At 62.8% G+C, this 15,846-nt stretch carries 14 protein-coding genes and 1 pseudogene; 7 read left to right on the top strand and 8 right to left on the bottom strand.

Annotated elements, in window-relative coordinates:
• Window positions 1-17 precede the first annotated feature (17 nt).
• The 3 genes from tnpA (at window position 18) to tnpC (ending at window position 2,417) form a co-directional block, all read left to right on the top strand.
• Window positions 18-440: an IS66-like element accessory protein TnpA gene (tnpA, locus tag NUH86_RS12750; protein WP_267249845.1), complete on the top strand. Its 423-nt coding sequence runs from the start codon at window positions 18-20 to the stop codon at window positions 438-440.
• Window positions 437-790, top strand: coding sequence for an IS66 family insertion sequence element accessory protein TnpB (gene tnpB, locus NUH86_RS12745; protein WP_253345114.1), 354 nt, complete (start codon window positions 437-439; stop codon window positions 788-790). Before tnpA ends, tnpB begins: the two co-directional genes overlap by 4 nt.
• 67 nt (window positions 791-857) lie before the next feature.
• A complete protein-coding gene (gene tnpC, locus NUH86_RS12740; protein WP_267249844.1) occupies window positions 858-2,417 on the top strand; it encodes an IS66 family transposase in 1,560 nt (519 codons plus the stop codon).
• Between the two features lie 373 nt (window positions 2,418-2,790).
• On the opposite strand, the gene NUH86_RS12735 is transcribed toward tnpC, so the two are convergent.
• Window positions 2,791-3,060, bottom strand: coding sequence for a DNA -binding domain-containing protein (locus NUH86_RS12735; RefSeq protein ID WP_323749022.1), 270 nt, complete (start codon window positions 3,058-3,060; stop codon window positions 2,791-2,793).
• Between the two features lie 84 nt (window positions 3,061-3,144).
• Here NUH86_RS12735 and NUH86_RS12730 point away from each other — a divergent pair, with 84 nt between their 5' ends.
• Genes NUH86_RS12730 through NUH86_RS12720 form a run of 3 tightly spaced genes read left to right on the top strand, consistent with a single transcriptional unit; the run spans window position 3,145 to window position 7,486 of the window.
• Window positions 3,145-5,406 carry a TonB-dependent receptor gene (locus NUH86_RS12730; protein ID WP_267249842.1) on the top strand — a complete coding sequence of 754 codons (2,262 nt, stop codon included), beginning with the start codon at window positions 3,145-3,147 and terminating at the stop codon, window positions 5,404-5,406.
• 23 nt (window positions 5,407-5,429) lie between these two features.
• Window positions 5,430-5,981 (top strand): hypothetical protein, encoded by a 552-nt coding sequence (locus NUH86_RS12725; protein ID WP_267249841.1) that lies wholly within the window; start codon window positions 5,430-5,432, stop codon window positions 5,979-5,981.
• Window positions 5,978-7,486, top strand: a complete 1,509-nt coding sequence (locus NUH86_RS12720) for a PepSY-associated TM helix domain-containing protein (protein WP_267249840.1) — start codon at window positions 5,978-5,980, stop codon at window positions 7,484-7,486. Before NUH86_RS12725 ends, NUH86_RS12720 begins: the two co-directional genes overlap by 4 nt.
• 69 nt (window positions 7,487-7,555) lie before the next feature.
• On the opposite strand, the gene NUH86_RS12715 is transcribed toward NUH86_RS12720, so the two are convergent.
• Window positions 7,556-8,065, bottom strand: a complete 510-nt coding sequence (locus NUH86_RS12715) for a site-specific integrase (protein ID WP_267249839.1) — start codon at window positions 8,063-8,065, stop codon at window positions 7,556-7,558.
• Between the two features lie 470 nt (window positions 8,066-8,535).
• Window positions 8,536-9,723: an aminotransferase gene (locus tag NUH86_RS12710; protein ID WP_267249838.1), complete on the bottom strand. Its 1,188-nt coding sequence runs from the start codon at window positions 9,721-9,723 to the stop codon at window positions 8,536-8,538.
• A gap of 111 nt (window positions 9,724-9,834) precedes the next feature.
• Between NUH86_RS12710 and NUH86_RS12705 the strand changes: the two genes are divergently transcribed.
• The gene (locus NUH86_RS12705) at window positions 9,835-9,996 is read left to right on the top strand and encodes a DUF6356 family protein (protein WP_267252132.1); all 162 of its coding nucleotides are present in this window, start codon (window positions 9,835-9,837) and stop codon (window positions 9,994-9,996) included.
• Between the two features lie 551 nt (window positions 9,997-10,547).
• Here the strand turns inward: NUH86_RS12705 and NUH86_RS12700 are convergent.
• The 5 genes and pseudogenes from NUH86_RS12700 to NUH86_RS12680 all read right to left on the bottom strand — a co-directional run bounded on the left by NUH86_RS12700 (window position 10,548) and on the right by NUH86_RS12680 (window position 15,799).
• Entirely contained in the window at window positions 10,548-11,738 is a 1,191-nt protein-coding gene (locus NUH86_RS12700) for a type II toxin-antitoxin system HipA family toxin (RefSeq protein ID WP_267252131.1), read from the bottom strand.
• A gap of 41 nt (window positions 11,739-11,779) precedes the next feature.
• Window positions 11,780-12,157 carry a helix-turn-helix domain-containing protein gene (locus tag NUH86_RS12695; protein ID WP_267249837.1) on the bottom strand — a complete coding sequence of 126 codons (378 nt, stop codon included), beginning with the start codon at window positions 12,155-12,157 and terminating at the stop codon, window positions 11,780-11,782.
• 185 nt (window positions 12,158-12,342) lie between these two features.
• Window positions 12,343-13,161: pseudogene (locus tag NUH86_RS12690) on the bottom strand (tyrosine-type recombinase/integrase); the annotation flags it as partial.
• A 294-nt stretch (window positions 13,162-13,455) separates the two neighbouring features.
• Window positions 13,456-15,015 (bottom strand): glutamine-hydrolyzing GMP synthase, encoded by a 1,560-nt coding sequence (guaA, locus tag NUH86_RS12685; RefSeq protein WP_267249836.1) that lies wholly within the window; start codon window positions 15,013-15,015, stop codon window positions 13,456-13,458.
• A gap of 247 nt (window positions 15,016-15,262) precedes the next feature.
• A complete protein-coding gene (locus NUH86_RS12680) occupies window positions 15,263-15,799 on the bottom strand; it encodes a hypothetical protein (protein WP_267249835.1) in 537 nt (178 codons plus the stop codon).
• Window positions 15,800-15,846 lie beyond the last annotated feature (47 nt).

The following is a 15,846-nucleotide window of genomic DNA, read 5'->3' as shown; positions in this document are numbered from 1 at the left end:
ATCCGAGGGGTATCGTAGTGGCTGATGATGTAAGAACCTTCGAAACAGGTTTCGAAAGGCAGGAGGGTCAGCGGCCCTCGCGTATGGATGTCATTCCAGCAGGGCCGATGCGGCGGCGCTGGTCGGCCGAGGCCAAGGCACGGATCATCGCGTCGAGTTTTGAACCCGGCGCCAACATCGCGGAAATTGCGCGAACGCATGGGCTGCTGCCGCAGCAGCTCTACGCATGGCGGCATGACAGCATTCCGGGCAAGCGCCTGGCGAGCAAGAAGCTGGGCTTTGTTCCGGCGGTGATCGAAGATGCGGGTGGTCCCAGCTCGGCTGATGGTGGAGGCGATGAGATCGTGATCCGCACGGCCGCCATCGCGATCCACGTGCCGTCGGGCGCGAGCGAGGAACATATCGCCCGGGTTCTCGCCGCTGTGAGCCGGTCGGGATGATCATTCCGCCAGGGCCGCTCAAGGTGATGGTGGCGACAAAGCCGGTCGACTTCAGAAAAGGCGCGATCAGCCTGGCGGCGCTGGTCGAGCATGAACTCGGACTCAAGCCCTTCTCGGGGGTGGTCTTCATCTTCCGCTCGAAGCGGGCGAACAGGATCAAGCTGCTGGTCTGGGACGGCACCGGCCTGGTGCTTGTGAGCAAGGTCTTGCAGACCGGAGGCTTTCATTGGCCGCGGGCGCACGATGGCGTGATGCGGCTGTCGGCATCGCAGGCGTCGGCCTTGTTCGAAGGGCTGCAATGGTCGAAAATGCACACGCCGCGCACCCAGGTTCCGGTGACGACGCGATAGGTCGCACGCCTGATTCCCTTGATCGAAAGGCCATTGCGGACCGATCCAAAACTGCCAGAAATGGGGCATGTCCGCCACGGCAGCCGACCTTCCCGACGATGTCGCCACCCTCAAGGCGATGGTCCTGGCCGGCCTCGATCGTGAAGCCCGGATGCAGCATATCATCGACCATATCACCCGCACGACCTTCGGGAAACGGTCGGAGAAGCTGAGCGAAGATCAGTTGGCGCTTGCCTTCGATGATCTTGACGTCGCCCGTGCTGAACTGGAGGCGCTTGGCGAGCAGGCGGCCGGTCAGAAGAAGGAACGGGCACGAAGGGAAAGCGGGACAGCACGGGCGTCGTTGCCCGCGCACCTGACCCGCATTGAGGAAGTGATCCTTCCAGACGAGAAGGAATGTCCCTGCTGTGGAGGCGCGCTGCACTGCATAGACAGCGACATATCGAGCCGGCTTGATGTCATCCCGGTACAATATCGCGTCATCGTCACGTCCCGACCGAGAATGGCGTGCCGCGCCTGCAGCGAGGGCGTGTTCCAGGCGCCCGCGCCTAAGCATGTGGTGCCAGGCGGCCTGCCCACCGAGGCGCTGATCGCCGATGTTCTGGTCAAGAAATATGCCGATCACATGCCCTTCTATCGGCAAGCGCAGGCGCTGCGGCGGCAGGGCATCGAGGTCGACCGGGGAACCATGTGCAACTGGGCGGGTCGAGCTGCGGCCTGGCTTGGTCGCCTGACCAGCCGGATGAAAGTGGATCTGCTGTCGGGCGCGAGGCTGTTCGTCGATGAGACCACCGCCAAGGTCCTGGCGCCTGGCACCGGCAAGGTGAAGACGGGATATCTCTGGGCGATCGCTCGTGATGATGGCGCGCATGGCGGCACCGATCCACCGGCGGTCGCCTACACCTACATGCCGGGTCGCGGGAAAGTCTGGGCGGAAAAGCTGCTCGGGGACTTCACCGGCATCGTCCAATGCGATGGTTATGGTGCCTATAAGCACATAGAGGCGCCGGACCGGAAAGGCGGCCCGGGAACGCTCGCCTTCTGCTGGGCGCATGTCAGGCGTGGCTTCTTTGACGACGCCAAGGGTGGCAACGCTCCGGTCGCCGATGAGGCGCTGCGGCGGATCGCCAGCCTCTATAAGATCGAGGCGCGTATCCGAGGCTCCAGCCCCGAACACAGGTTGGCGGTGCGCCAGGCTGAATCCGCCCCGATCATCGCCGACATGCGGCCCTGGCTTGAGGAAATGCTGCCCAAGCTGCCGCGGAGCTCCAACACGGCTGAGGCTATCGGCTACACCCTCAACCACTGGAAAGGCCTCGTCCGCTTCCTCGAGGATGGACGGATCGAGCTGGACAACAACACCGTTGAGCGGTCAATCAGGCCGCTTACCCTCCAGCGGAAAAATGCCCTGTTCACAGGTCATGATCTGGGGGCTGAAAACTGGGCGACGTTCGCCAGCCTCATCGAAACCTGCAAACTGAGCGGTATCAACCCGCAGGCTTACCTCACCGACGTCCTCGCCCGTATCGTCCTGCGCGGCGACGCAGATCCGATCGATGATCTGCTCCCCTACAACTGGCTAGATAGCCGCACCCCCGTCAGCGCCGTCATCGATCAGGCCGCCTAACGCCTCCCAGTGGGAGTGTTTTAGCGCTTACGGTCTAGAGCGGTTTTCGATCTGATTGAATCAGATCGGCCGCTCTATTCCTTTGTCTTACCGCGATTTCTTAAACGTCAGATGATGCCATCTCACTGGAAATCGCTCTAGCAGTATGCTCCGGAGATGGAGAAACGGCTGCGTTGGTTCTGGCGGTGCGGCTTTGGGCGCGCCGGGGTGCGATCGGGCAGGCCCGTTTCAGCCAGCCCCCGGATTCGGGCGAACCAGAAATTGGATGCGCCGAAGCCCCCGCGCCGGAGAGGACGCGGGGGCCTGCGAGCCTGGCGGAATAGAGCGCGACCGTCCGCAAGCGGACGGGACGCCATGGAAATCAGCCTTCGTGCTACCAATCTTCATCCGACAGGAATCTTCGATATCCAATCTCGACACGTTGTTCGGCCAGTTTCAGCAGCCGTCCGATCTTCTTGCGCGAAGAATCGAAGCTCACCGCGTCGGCCATTTTCGGTCCCAGAACGGCGATGACGGTTTCCCGCTGGCCCGCACCGGCTTGGTGCGCATCGAGCACCTGCAGCGCCTGGACCCTTCGGGCTACGACCGGGTCGGCAGGGAATAACGGGCGCGGCAAGCGCCGAAGGCGCCAAAGCGCGGACAGTCGTCGCAGCGTCTACGATGCATAAATGCAATTGACTATCAATAGCGAATCAAACTAGGCCGTCTCGCAACGCATGGGGGAAATATGAAACATCACTGGTTGCATTCCGTATCGTTGTTCGCCGCAATGGCGACGCCGTCGCTCGCGTTTGCCGAGGACGGGCTGCCCACGAACGATCAGAATGGGATCATCGTCACTGGCGAAAAGGCATCGCGCAGCCTTCAAGAAACGACCGCTTCGGTGAGCGTCACGACCGACAAGGGGCTGGCTGAAGAGAATATCCTGACCATCCAGGACGTCTACAACCGCACCGCCAATGTCTCGGAAACCTACGGCGCCTCCGGCTTCTCGATCCGTGGCATTGACCAGCGCGGCGTTTCGGGCGGCGGCGACGCGGCGACCGCGACGGTGTTCGTCGATGGCGCGCCGGTGCCGCAGGATGTGCTCTCGAACGGCCCGACCGATATGTGGGATGTGGCGCAGATCGAGATCTTCCGCGGACCACAATCGACCATCCAGGGCCTCAACGCGCTCGCCGGCGCGGTGCACATCCGCACGCAGGATCCGACCTTCGACTGGAGCCTGAAGGGCCGCGCGCTCGTCTCCTCTTTCGACACGACGCAATTCGCCGTCGCGGGCGGCGGCCCGCTGGTGCCCGGTGAACTCGCTTTCCGCGTCTCGGCCGAGAAGCGGGACTCGGACGGATATATCCGCAACATCACCCGCAACGAACCGGAAAGCCCGGTCGATTCCATCTCGATCCGGGGCAAGCTGCTCTGGACGCCATCCGCCCTTGCGGGTTTCGAAGCGCGCCTCGGCTATCATCATTTCGAGACGAAGGGTGGCTACCTCTTCACCTATGTCGACCGGTCGGTCGGGGATTATTTCGACAACCGGACCAATCCGTCGGATTATCCCAACAGCAGCGATGTCGATAACGATCAGGTGACGCTGAACCTGCGCTACGATCTGGGTAGCGGTCTGTCGCTCAGTACGCTCGGCACCTGGACAGACACCGACTTCATCCGCAAATATGACGGCGATTCCTCGGCCGCCAGCAGAGCATATAGCGATATTGCCGGTGGCGCGGAAACCTTCACGCAGGAACTGCGGCTCAACTATGAGGGTGATCGGCTGAGCGGTCTTGCCGGGCTGTTCTACTATAATCGCGACCAGTATCGGCGCGCGCATCAGGTGACGCTGGTGCCGACGCCCGGCCCGACGATCGCGAACCTGTTGACTCCCGCGCTGGGTGCCCAGACGGCAGCGCAGGTCGCGGCGCTCTACACCGCCGCGCTTCCCAATATCCCGGTCGACTACACATCGGATTTCCCGACCAAGGTGGAGACGATGGCCGTGTTCGCCGACGCGCGCTATCGCCTGACCGACCGACTCTCGCTGCTGGGCGGTTTCCGCTACGATCGGGAGCGCAACAAGATCGGCGGAGAGGCCATCGCCACCTTCGTCGGCACCTTGCCCGATCCGGCCGCTTACGGCCCGCTGGCGCCGGCCTTTGCCGGGGTCAATGCCGCGGTGCTCGGTCTGGTCGATGACGCCAATGGTTCGGCGCCGGTGGGCACGCGCACGTTCAATGCCTTCCTGCCCAAGGGCGGCGTTGAGATGGCGTGGACGCCCAATCTTTCAACTGCCTTCGTTCTGCAGCGCGGCTATCGTTCGGGTGGCAGTGGCTTCAACACCGCGCGCTCGCAGCTCTTCCCATACAATCCCGAGTTCACCTGGAACTACGAATTGTCGCTGCGCTCGGCCTGGCTCGACGGTCGCCTGACGGTGAACGCCAACGCCTTTTACATCGACTGGGCCGACCAGCAGACCACCGCCAATTTTGGCAACGGCACCTATGACACGCACACGGTCAACGCCGGCAAGTCGCATCTCTATGGGTTCGAGCTGGAACTGGCGCATCGTGTGTCGTCGGTTTTCGACTGGTACGCAAGCGTGGGCCATACCCGCACCAAGTTCGACGAATTCGTCACCGATGTTGGCTCGATCACCGACCTGTCAGGCCTGGAGTTCCCCTATGCGCCTAGATGGACGCTGGCCGGCGGGGCCAATGTGCGGTTCGGCGGCGGCTTCAACGCCAATGTCAACGCCAGCTACCGCAGCGCCGTCTATGCCGACGTGTCGATCCCGCAATCGGACAGCCGTGTCGGTGGGCGCACGCTGGTCAACGCCCGCATCGGCTATGAAGCCGACCAATGGAGCCTGTCGCTGTTCGCCAACAACCTGTTCGACGAGAAATACGACCAGTATATCAACAGCTTCACCAACTTCGCCATCATCGGCGCGCCGCGCAGCGTCGGCGTGATCCTGGAAGCCGGGTTTTGACCGGCGCGGCGCTTCTTAGCGCAATGACAGTCATTTTCGGCGGTGCCGTCGCAGGAACCTGGATGCTGCGCCGGGCCTGGAGTTTCAAAACCGGCAAGGCGCCGTGGCGATGGACCGGACTTTCCCTGCTGTCCCTCAATATCTTCTGGCCCGCGTGGATATTGGGAGAAGCGCGCGGGCCGTTCATCGCGATGACGCTGCTGTCGGTTGCAGCCGTCGGCGTCATTGCGTGGGGCCATACCCTGCGACCCGCCAAAGCCGCTCGCACAGCGCGTGAAGGTCTCGCGCCGGAACCGGCGGAACGCGCGCCAAGTGCGTGGCGGACCACGCTGCGCTGGTTGCTGGCCGGCCCGATCGGCATGGTGGCGGCAATGGCGCTCGGCATCAGCTACGCCGTTTGGGCGCCGGGAGTGCCGCAGACGCGGCTGCTGATCGGCGGGCTGATCGTGCCCGTCGCTTGGGGTGGCGCGATGACGTGGACGCTGGCGGACAGTCGCATCCTGCGTGCGACCGCCATGCTCGTTGGAACGGCCATCGCCGGTTTTGGCGCGGCGATGCTGCGGGGGTTCGCATGACCAAGACAAAAAAGGGCGCGGGCTTTCCTTCACCCGATCTCGTGCGCGCGGTGCTCAAGGGACATAGCGGTCTCGGCCTCGCCTTCGCCGCCATTCTCTATCTGGTCTGCCTGACCGGCGCGATCTCGGTCTTTGCCAACGAGTTCCAGCGCTGGGAAAACCCCGGCGTCGAGCGCATGGAGAGGATCTCCGCGAAGGCCGTTCAGGCCGCCTATCGCGCCGCGATAGACCGCACAAACGGGCCTGTCGAGCATGTGCTCATCGTGATGCCGAGCGAGGATCGCCCATGGCCGACGCTGCGGGTCGATGCAGAGGACGCAACCCAGACGACCTGGATCGCCGACAGCGCGGGTCACATCACCGGCGAAATCCGCGAGGGCTGGACCAAGTTCCTGACGCGCCTGCATATCAACCTGCACCTGCCGCAAAGCTGGGGCATCTTCATCGTCGGGTTGACCGGCGTCGCGCTGCTCTCCTCGCTCATCTCCGGTCTGCTCGCGCATCCGCGCATCTTCCGCGACGCCTTCCACCTGCGGCTGGGCGGTTCGCGCCGCTTGCAGGAGGCCGATCTGCACAACCGCATCGGCGTATGGGCGCTGCCCTTCCACCTCACCGTATCGCTGACCGGCGCGCTGCTTGGCCTGAGCACCGTCATCATCGGCGCGATCGGCTTCGCCGTGTTCAACGGCGATACCGACAAGGTCTACGCCATCTTCGTTGCGCCGCATCCGGCAGAGGACGCGCGCCCGGCCCCACCGCTCGACCTGGCGCCGCTGTTCGCCAAGGTTGCCGAACGGACATCGGCCCAACCATCGAAACGCATCGATTACCTCATCGTCGAACATCCGATGGAGCAGGGCGCGGCGGCGATGTTCGAGGTGGAGGACGGCTCCACACGGCTCGCCAGCGCGGACAGCTATGCCTTCGACCGCAACGGCAGGCTCTACTACGAACACCAAGCGGCGGACAACAATATCGGCCAGCAGATACTGGGTTCGCTCGGGCTTCTGCATTTCGGTTGGTTTGGCGGCGGTGCAATCAAGATCGCCTACGCCCTGCTGGGCCTTGGCCTCACCTATCTCGCGGCGGGGGGCGTCAACATCTGGCTGGCGAGGCGGCGGGACAAGGGCAGACCGGCACCGGGCTGGGAGCGCGCATGGACCGCGACTGTGTGGGGGCAGCCGGTAGCACTGGCAGGCGCTGCGCTCGCCGCGCTGTTCGCATCGTCGATCGCGCCGTTGATCTGGACCTGGGCCGCCGTCAGCATCGCGATGCTCGGCAGCGCGGTTTTCCTGTCGCAGGTCGCGCTTTCGCGGATCGGGCGCGCCGGAACGGGGATTGTCTTGATCGTCCTTGCAGTCGCTCATCCTGCCTTCATGGGAATAGGCGATCCTATGGTTCTGATTGTGGATGGCACTTTCGGTCTGATCGGCCTTGGCCTGCTTGCAACCGTCATCAGTAAGATTTCTATCCTTGGAAGAACCCGAAGGCTGCAGGCCGCATAGTCGCCATCGTCTTACAGTGCGCGGAATGGCCCGGAGATTGGACTGCCTGACCGTCCTCTTGCTTCCGCCTCAAGCGTCAAGGCGCGCCGCGAGATCCGCTGCTTTGGGTTTATAGTAGACCTGAAGCATCGAAAGGGACTTGTGCCCTGTGATCGCCGCCAACTGGAGCACGTTGGACAGCTTCGGGGCCATTGTCGTGGCGGCTTCCCGCCGACTGTCGTGAAAGTGGATGTGGGACAGACTGGCTTCCCGCTTTGCGCCGCGAAACAGCTTGTCGAAGTGCCCCGTCCGCACAGGGACGACCGGCGCCGTCGGTTCCTGCTTCCTTACGATTCGTAGCAGAGTCATTGCGGCCTTGGACAACGGCACGTCGCGTTCGTCACCATTCTTCGTCATGTCGAGGTGCGCGTGGCGGGCGTCGAAGTCGATGTCCGACCACCGCAGCGAGAGGATTTCACCCTTGCGCATAGCGGTTTCGAGCGCGAGGTAGAAAGCGAAGGCGACCCATTGCCCCGATGTCGTTGGCTCGGATGTTCCGTCCCAGCCGAGTTTGGCGATGATGGCCTTGCGGTCCGCCACCGTGACACGCTGCGTGCGTGGCATCGGTTTGCGTGGTTTGGTGATCAGGGCGCAAGGGTTGCGGGTCAAGCTTCGGCTTCGGCCTTTGTGTCGAAGGTGGCAGACATAGTCCGGTCCTTGCGGCGAACCTGAACGCGGCACGATTTCTTTCGCTTCTGAATGGTCGCCATTGTGCCAAATCCTGCTATTTTTGTGCCACGCCACCGAATGGGTGCGGTTTGCCTGACTCGGCGTAGGCAGCTTGGCACAAATGGCACAAGGGGCGGTCAGAACAGGTCATTCAGAGTAAAAATTTGTCAGAGCAAATATATTGAAAACAATATGTTAACGGAAATCCTGGGCTCGTAAAGGCATCTCGACCGCACCAAATAATCTGTAATGGAAGCTGATCTTCGCTCTCGGGCGCCCTTCGCCTGCGAAATCGCGCCGTTCCACGTGGGCTGGCCGCTGGCGGCAGGGGCGCGGCAAGGTCAGCCCAGCGACGAACGAAACGCCGCCAGCCGCGCCACCGCCTGATCCAGCACCTCGTCCCCCTTGGAAAAGCAGAGGCGCACGAGATGCGTCACCGGCTCTGCGGGATAGAAGGCGGAAATCGGGATCGCCGCGACCCCCGCCTCACCGATGATCCGCTCGCAAAAGCTGACGTCGTCCATATCGATGCCCGACGCAGGCAGGTCGACGGTCACGAACCAGGTCGCCGCGCTGGCGTTCATGGCATAGCCCGCCCCGCGCAATCCCTCCGCCAGCCGGTCCCGCGACGCCTGATAGCCCGCCCGCATGGCCGCGAACCAGCTTTCCGGCTTCCCCAACCCCTCCGCCACCGCCCATTGCAGCGCAGGCGGCGTGGTGAAGGTGACGAACTGATGCGCCCGCGCCAGCAGCGTGGCGATGGGCGGCGCGGCGCACATCCAGCCGACCTTCCAGCCCGTGACGGAGAAGATCTTCCCCGCCGACCCGATCTTCACCGTGCGTTCCCGCATGCCGGGAAAGCCCATCAGCGGCTTGTGCGCGATGTTGTCGAAGGTGACATGCTCCCACACCTCGTCGCAGATCGCGATCAGCTCATGCTCCACGCAAAACGCGGCCAGCAGCGCCAGCTCCTCGTCGCGCAGGGCGATGCCGGTCGGGTTCACCGGATTGTTCATCAGCAGGAAGCGGGTATTTTCAGTGACGGCCGCTTCCAGCGCCTCCCGCCCGATCCGCCAGTCGGGCGGGGTAAGGCGCAGAACCCGCGCCACGCCGCCCGCCCGCTCGATCAGCGGCAGATAGGCATCGTAGAGCGGCGCCAGCACCAGCACCTCGTCGCCGGGCCGGACCAGCGCGAGCAGGCTGTCGGCAATCGCCTCCGTCGCGCCGGAGGTGACGATGACCTCCTGCGCGGAAAGGTCCAACCCCTGGTGCCGCGCATAATGCGCCGCCACCGCCTCCCGCAATTCGGCCAGCCCCGCCATCGGCGGATATTGGTTGGACCGGGTCAGCAGCGCATCGGCGGCGGCGCGCAATATTGCCTCCGGCCCCTGCGAATCGGGAAATCCCTGCCCCAGATTGATCGCCCCGGTTTCGCGTGCGCGGGCCGACATTTTCTCGAAAATGGTGGTGGGCATGTCCCGATAGACGGGATGGCCAATGGGATTGCGGGCGTTCATGCCGGTCGACATGCCGGTTTTTGGGCCGAGCGGTCAAGTTGCATCAGATCGGCTCTCTGCTTCCGCCTTCCCATGCTTTAAAGTGCCGCTTTCCCATGATCATGAGCGAGCAGAGATGCGGGGCTGGCCTGCATGATCCACGGGCTGGTGCCGGCCCTTTTTACCCGCACCGGCAGCGCGACGGTCAAGCGCCTCTACGGCGAGATGCGCCAGCGCCAGCCCGATCTGGCGGAACGGCAACCCGCCTATCTCAGCCCGCAATGGCGCCCGGAATATGAGATTTGAGGGGAAAGAGCCTCCCCAACCATCAACGCTCCGTGCTCCTGCCTGCGCAGGAGCACGATGCACTTCATTCCCCGATGCCCCACTCGATTATTTGAACAGTATATAATCACTTGAAATTACTGCCAAATTCTTGCTGACGCCGAGGAAATTCCGACCCTAAGGCCGTCAAAATGTTACGCTTTTGATTTTAAAGGGAAATCGCCGCGGAAATTTTTTCGTCGGTTACGGCATCTATCGGCACCAATTGCCTTCAAAATTGATTTTTGAAGGCAGATGGCGCGCTCCGACGTTGGCAGAAAAGTACTGCCACGGTCTCTATAGCACGTTTCCATCCTCGAGCGAGGATCGCGAGTGAAGAATCCCCGACTGGCAGATACAAATCCTCGGACTTCAGCCCTCGGAATTCTAGGATTCGTATCATAATCGGTGAGGTATCTGACTGCCCGAAACCTGCCCCATCGCCCGTGCAGTAATCACCACCATAAGCATCGCCCTTCAGATAATACATCATATCTGACCATTTAAGTGATTTTATATGTCATATTTGAAACTCAGAGAGCCAGAGCAATCTCCGTCTGGTCATTGATGAAAGCCCCCTCATACTCCCGCGCTTGGCTTCCCAGAACGCCCGCTGATCGCAGCGTTTCGCGCCAGCCATCGGAAACACGCTGCGCCGTCTCCCGGATTATCCGGCGAGCATCGTGGTCGGCGATCTCGAAAAACTCGCACGCCTCAAGAGCCAAGCGGATCGAGCGATCATGCGCACCGCCTTCGATAATCGCCGTTTCGAGATGCGGATTGCGGTCCGGCGCCGGATTTACATCGAAAACCGGAGATAACCGCCAGCGGCCCGATCCCACGTAGAGGAAGCCGTGGTTCTTCAGATGATCATCCTTGTTCGACACGAGGATCGTGAAGAGCAATCGCAGGAAGAGTTCCTGGAAATCAGCCTGCGGATCGGCGGCGTTCGCCCGTATGAAATCGACGATCTCGGTGTAGGAGCCAAGTTCGGTCCCAGTCTTGCCTAGAGCAGTGCGGGCCGAGATGTATGGAATCCGTGTGGCACCACGCCGATCGAATCGCTGGATCAGCGCCACGGGAAAGGGCGTGTCAGCCAGTTCCAACCTGACGGCTGGCGTGCGGATACCACAAGCCTGTGCCAGACGAAGCGTCGCCACCTCGACACGCTCAATCGGCTGTTGGTCATGAACCGACGTGAACTTGGCCAGCCAGAGTGTATCGCCATCCCGGACGTTGGCCTTGGGACGCGCGCCACCGGATCCGCCCGCGCCGGCGAGCGCCTGCAGTTCTTCGGCGGCGATCTCCTTGCCCTGCTCATAGGCGCGGGCGATGGCGGTGATCGCCTGCAGATCGACCAGACGTGGCACCGCGTCAGCCGCCCTGCCGCGGATGATCCTTCCTGCGTCGTCGAGAAACCGCAGCGCGCCTTGCCGGCAACTGTCGTCGGACAGCGTCAGATACTCGAATTCGGAAAGACCATTGCCATAAGCGCGTTCGAGAAGCCTGCGGCCCCATGTATCCGGCGCAGCGTCAGCAAAGGCACCGGCCAGCGCATCGCGCATGTTTCCGGGCTGCCCGGACGTATGGAAAGGTCCTCCCTCAAGAGGGAAATCCGGCTGCACGGCAAAGGCACGCGGGTTCTCTATCCAGGCCGGATCATAGGCGAAGGTCGAAAACTGACGCGGCCCGTTCCGCGTGAAACGCAACTGGCCGACTGGCATCAGGCTTTCGCCGAGAACGACATGCGCGGTAAAGTCGGCCATCAGAAGGCCGCGCCGTCAGGATCGATGATATCTGCGCCATCCTGTGGGGGCTCCACACTGGCCTTCTGTCTGCGCAACTTAGTCGCAAAGGTCCGGCCGCGGCGCGGCAGGCGCTCATCGGCCAGCGCCAGCCCCAAATCGTCCTTGCGGATGTCGATCAGGTCAGCCAGCCGCTCCACCAGGCCCAGGACGACCAGGACATCGGCAAGCGTGCCAATGGCGACGCCAGCGTCGCCCTTCTCGAGCCGCCCGACAGAACTGGGCGACGTCCCTGCGCGTATCGCCAGATCCGCTACGGCGATTCCACGCCGCAAACGCGCGCCACGGATGTCGCGGCCGAGCCTCTCAAGTGCAGCTTTCGACTTCGGGGAGCCCATAGCAACAATCCATATACGAAGAACAAACTCTCTTTGTCTATCATATATGACTAGTTGGTAGATTCATCAAGAGCCAGCTGAGGGAGTGTCGAAAGGCCGGCCGCGGCACCTGCTTGCATAGCGCCGCGATTCTCCAGCTCCTTGCTGGCGGCTAATTGGGAGTGAACGTCCCGCTAGTTGGAAGCGTAGACGTTGTGCGGCTTCGACCGCTTCATGCGCTCCTTCGGGATCGTCCAGACGGCGTTGTCGAAATCGATCTCGTCCCATACTGCATCCTGCAGCTCGCTCTTCCGGACCATGGTGAGGAGGTACAGCTTCATGCCGAGGCGGATCGTCGGCAGCGTCGCGACATGCTCGAGCTGTTTGAACATGATGCGGATCTCTGCGGGCGAAAGAGCGCGGTCCTTCGGCGTAAAGGTGGCGATCGAGGCCGGACCGACGTCATCGGCCGGGTTGGCGACCTTCTCACCGTGGAGAATGGCGAAGCCGTAGATTTGCTTCAGGATATCCCTCACGTGGATGGCGGTCGCAGGCGCACCCCGTTCGACGATCTTGCCGCAGTGAGCGCGCAGATCGTCAGGTGTGATCTCTGTCAGGAGGCGATTCCGCCAGACGGGCATGAGTTCGCGCTCGAAGATGGAGCGGCGCATCGCGCGGGTGCTATCAGCCATGGTCGCGTTGGTCAGCCATTTCTCGCCGAACTGGCCGAAGCTCTTTGCTTCCTTGATCCGTCGCTTCTCCCGCTGCTTCTCAATGGCGGGGGACCGCCCCTCGGCGATCGCGCGCCGCGCGTCGATGCATAACTCGCGAGCCCTGGCGAGTGATATTCCGTCACGGGCATATCTGCCGAGATAAACAGTCTCCCGCCTGCCGTTCAGCCGATAGTCGAGCCTGAACGAGATAGCGCCCGACGGCGCGACGCGCACGTACATGCCGTCACGATCAGATACCTTATACATTTTGTCTTTTGGTTTCAGACACTTAAGTGCTGAATCGGTCAACATTTCGGGCCTCCTCGCGGAAAAGTACCGTCACGCGGCTTTTAGAGGCTGGTGGCGTCGAAAACGCTTTTAGTTCAGCGTCTTAGATCAAAAAAAGTACCGTCAAGAGCCTCATTGCTCCTGACGGTACTTTCGTTTTTCCGGTTGATCAATGGGGGCGAGGCCCGTCAGCGAGGCCGCCGAACGCGATCTATGCCCACCGATAGTTGTCGATAGGCATAGGAGGAATTTATTTTTGTTTTCAGTTCGTTATGTCGTATCGCAGCGCGAATTCTGCGGCGTTTGGAGGGGTCTGAATCATTCCCATTCAATCGTCCCCGGCGGCTTCGACGTGTAGTCATAGACCACCCGGTTGATGCCCTTCACCTCATTGATGATCCGGGTCGCCACGCGGCTCAAAAAGGCGGCGTCGAAGGGATAGATGTCCGCCGTCATCCCGTCGGTCGATGTCACCGCCCGCAATGCGCACACGCTGTCATAGGTGCGATGGTCGCCCATCACGCCCACGGTCCGCACCGGCAGCAGCACCGCAAAGGCCTGCCAGATCGCGTCGTACAGCCCGGCGTTCCGGATTTCCTCCAGATAGACCGCATCCGCCTTGCGCAATATGTCGCAGCGGTCCTTGCTCACCTCGCCCGGAATGCGGATGGCCAGGCCGGGGCCGGGGAAGGGGTGCCGTCCGACGAAAATCTCCGGCAGGCCCAGTTCCCGGCCCAGCACGCGCACCTCGTCCTTGAACAGTTCGCGCAACGGCTCGACCAGCTTCATATTCATGCGTTCGGGCAGGCCGCCGACATTGTGGTGCGACTTGATCGTCACCGAAGGCCCGCCGGTGAAGCTCACCGACTCGATCACGTCGGGATAAAGCGTGCCCTGCGCCAGGAAATCCGCCCCGCCGATCTTCTTCGCCTCTTCCTCGAACACGGCGATGAACTCGCCGCCGATGAACTTGCGCTTCTTCTCCGGATCGGTGAGGCCCGCCAGCCCGCCCAGGAACCGTTCCTCGGCGTTCACATGGACCAGCTTGATGCCATAATGCTCGCGGAACAGGCTCACCACCTGCTCCGCTTCGCCCAGCCGCATCAGCCCATGGTCGACGAACACGCAGGTCAACTGGTCGCCAATCGCCTCATGGATCAGCACGGCGGCCACGGCGCTGTCGACGCCGCCCGAAAGCCCGCATATCACCCGGCCTTCGCCCACCTGCGCGCGAATGTCCGCGATCTTGGTGGCGCGGAACTCCGCCATGGTCCAGTCGCCCGCCAGCCCGCAGACATGGCGCACGAAATTGGCGAGCAGCTTCGCGCCGTCCGGCGTATGCACGACCTCCGGGTGGAATTGCGTCGCGTAGAAGCGCTTTTCCTCATTCGCCGTGATCGCGTAGGGCGCGCCCTCGCTGACCGCGACGACTTCGAAACCCGGCGCAAGCTGCGTCACCTTGTCGCCATGGCTCATCCAGACCTGATGCTTTTCGCCCTCGGACCAGAGGCCGTCGAACAGCGCGCAGCCCTTCTTCACTTCGATGAAGGCGCGGCCGAACTCCCCGCTCTCGCCGCCTTCGACATTGCCGCCAAGCTGCTGCATCATCGTCTGCTGGCCATAGCATATGCCCAGCACGGGCACGCCCGCGTCGAAGAAATGCTGCGGGGCGCGGGGGCTGTCTTCCCACATGACGGAGGATGGCCCGCCGGAAAGGATGATGCCCTTGGGCTTCAGCCGCTCGAAGGCTTCAGCGGCGCTGTTGAAGGGCGCGATCTCGGAATAGACGCCCGCCTCGCGCACGCGGCGCGCGATGAGCTGCGTCACCTGGCTGCCGAAATCCACGATAAGGATGGAATCCTGAAGGGGCAGCGTCATCGAATCGCCTTTACTTGTCCTGAGGAGGGTAGGGATTCGCGCCCGGTTAGTGCGCTTGCGCGCCCTTGTCCAGCGAAGCCTCCGGCCCCGCTATTTGCGCTAGGCCGCCCGCCCGAAATCGCCCCGGCCGCATGGACAAATTCGGAGAAGTCGGGAAAGGGCCATGAGGACGTGAGATATCCGTTCGGGCTGAGCGAAGCTCCTATGCTTCGCCTGCGCTCTCGACTTCGCTCTTCCCCCAACCCAATCAATCCTGCCGCCTGCCCCGATCCCCACGGAACCACACGTCCGCCACCCGGCCGTTCCGGATCGAACAGGTGAAGTGCCGCGACGCGCCGTCCTGCATCCGCCAGCCGGACCGGACCTCGACATCGCCCTCCACATCATATCCGTCGCGGGTTTCACGCGGCTCCTGCACCTGCCGCACCTCGGCATAGCCGCCGTCGCGCTCGGCCTCGTCGCGGGCGGCTAGGGCGCAGTGGGTGATCGCCTCCTCGCTCTCCGGGGCGCCGGGCGCGGCGTCGGCCGGATCGTCCCGTCGGCCATAGCGCTCGTCGCCGGATGCGGCGCCGTTCCGGTCGGCCCCCACCACGTCGGAAAAATCATCGTCGGCGCGGGCAGGATTGGCCTGATCGGCTTCATCGGCGGGCGGCAGGGCCTCGTCCCCCAGCTCGTCCTGCTCCTGGGGATAGCTTTGCGGAGGCTGCATCTGCGCCGCCGCCGCGCCGCCGGTCAGCAGCACCAGCGCCATCAGCGATCCCGTCACCCACCTTGCCTTGTTCATGACCTGCGTCCCTCAACCAGTTCGGCCCGATGGCTAGGACTGTTCGG

Origin of the sequence: Sphingobium sp. JS3065 (genome assembly GCF_026427355.1) — a bacterium.
GTDB lineage: Bacteria > Pseudomonadota > Alphaproteobacteria > Sphingomonadales > Sphingomonadaceae > Sphingobium.
Note: the sequence above shows the minus strand (reverse complement) of the source record. Positions and strands in the feature narration are given on the sequence as shown.

What these genes read in the sequence shown, in the direction of transcription:
- NUH86_RS12680 (WP_267249835.1), bottom strand. Translation starts at nt 15,799, where the DNA reads ATGAACAAGGCAAGGTGGGTGACGGGATCGCTGATGGCGCTGGTGCTG.
- tnpB (WP_253345114.1), top strand. Translation starts at nt 437, where the DNA reads ATGATCATTCCGCCAGGGCCGCTCAAGGTGATGGTGGCGACAAAGCCG.
- NUH86_RS12720 (WP_267249840.1), top strand. Translation starts at nt 5,978, where the DNA reads ATGACCAAGACAAAAAAGGGCGCGGGCTTTCCTTCACCCGATCTCGTG.
- NUH86_RS12730 (WP_267249842.1), top strand. Translation starts at nt 3,145, where the DNA reads ATGAAACATCACTGGTTGCATTCCGTATCGTTGTTCGCCGCAATGGCG.
- NUH86_RS12695 (WP_267249837.1), bottom strand. Translation starts at nt 12,157, where the DNA reads ATGGGCTCCCCGAAGTCGAAAGCTGCACTTGAGAGGCTCGGCCGCGAC.
- tnpC (WP_267249844.1), top strand. Translation starts at nt 858, where the DNA reads ATGTCCGCCACGGCAGCCGACCTTCCCGACGATGTCGCCACCCTCAAG.
- NUH86_RS12710 (WP_267249838.1), bottom strand. Translation starts at nt 9,723, where the DNA reads ATGTCGACCGGCATGAACGCCCGCAATCCCATTGGCCATCCCGTCTAT.
- NUH86_RS12700 (WP_267252131.1), bottom strand. Translation starts at nt 11,738, where the DNA reads ATGCCAGTCGGCCAGTTGCGTTTCACGCGGAACGGGCCGCGTCAGTTT.
- NUH86_RS12725 (WP_267249841.1), top strand. Translation starts at nt 5,430, where the DNA reads ATGACAGTCATTTTCGGCGGTGCCGTCGCAGGAACCTGGATGCTGCGC.
- guaA (WP_267249836.1), bottom strand. Translation starts at nt 15,015, where the DNA reads ATGACGCTGCCCCTTCAGGATTCCATCCTTATCGTGGATTTCGGCAGC.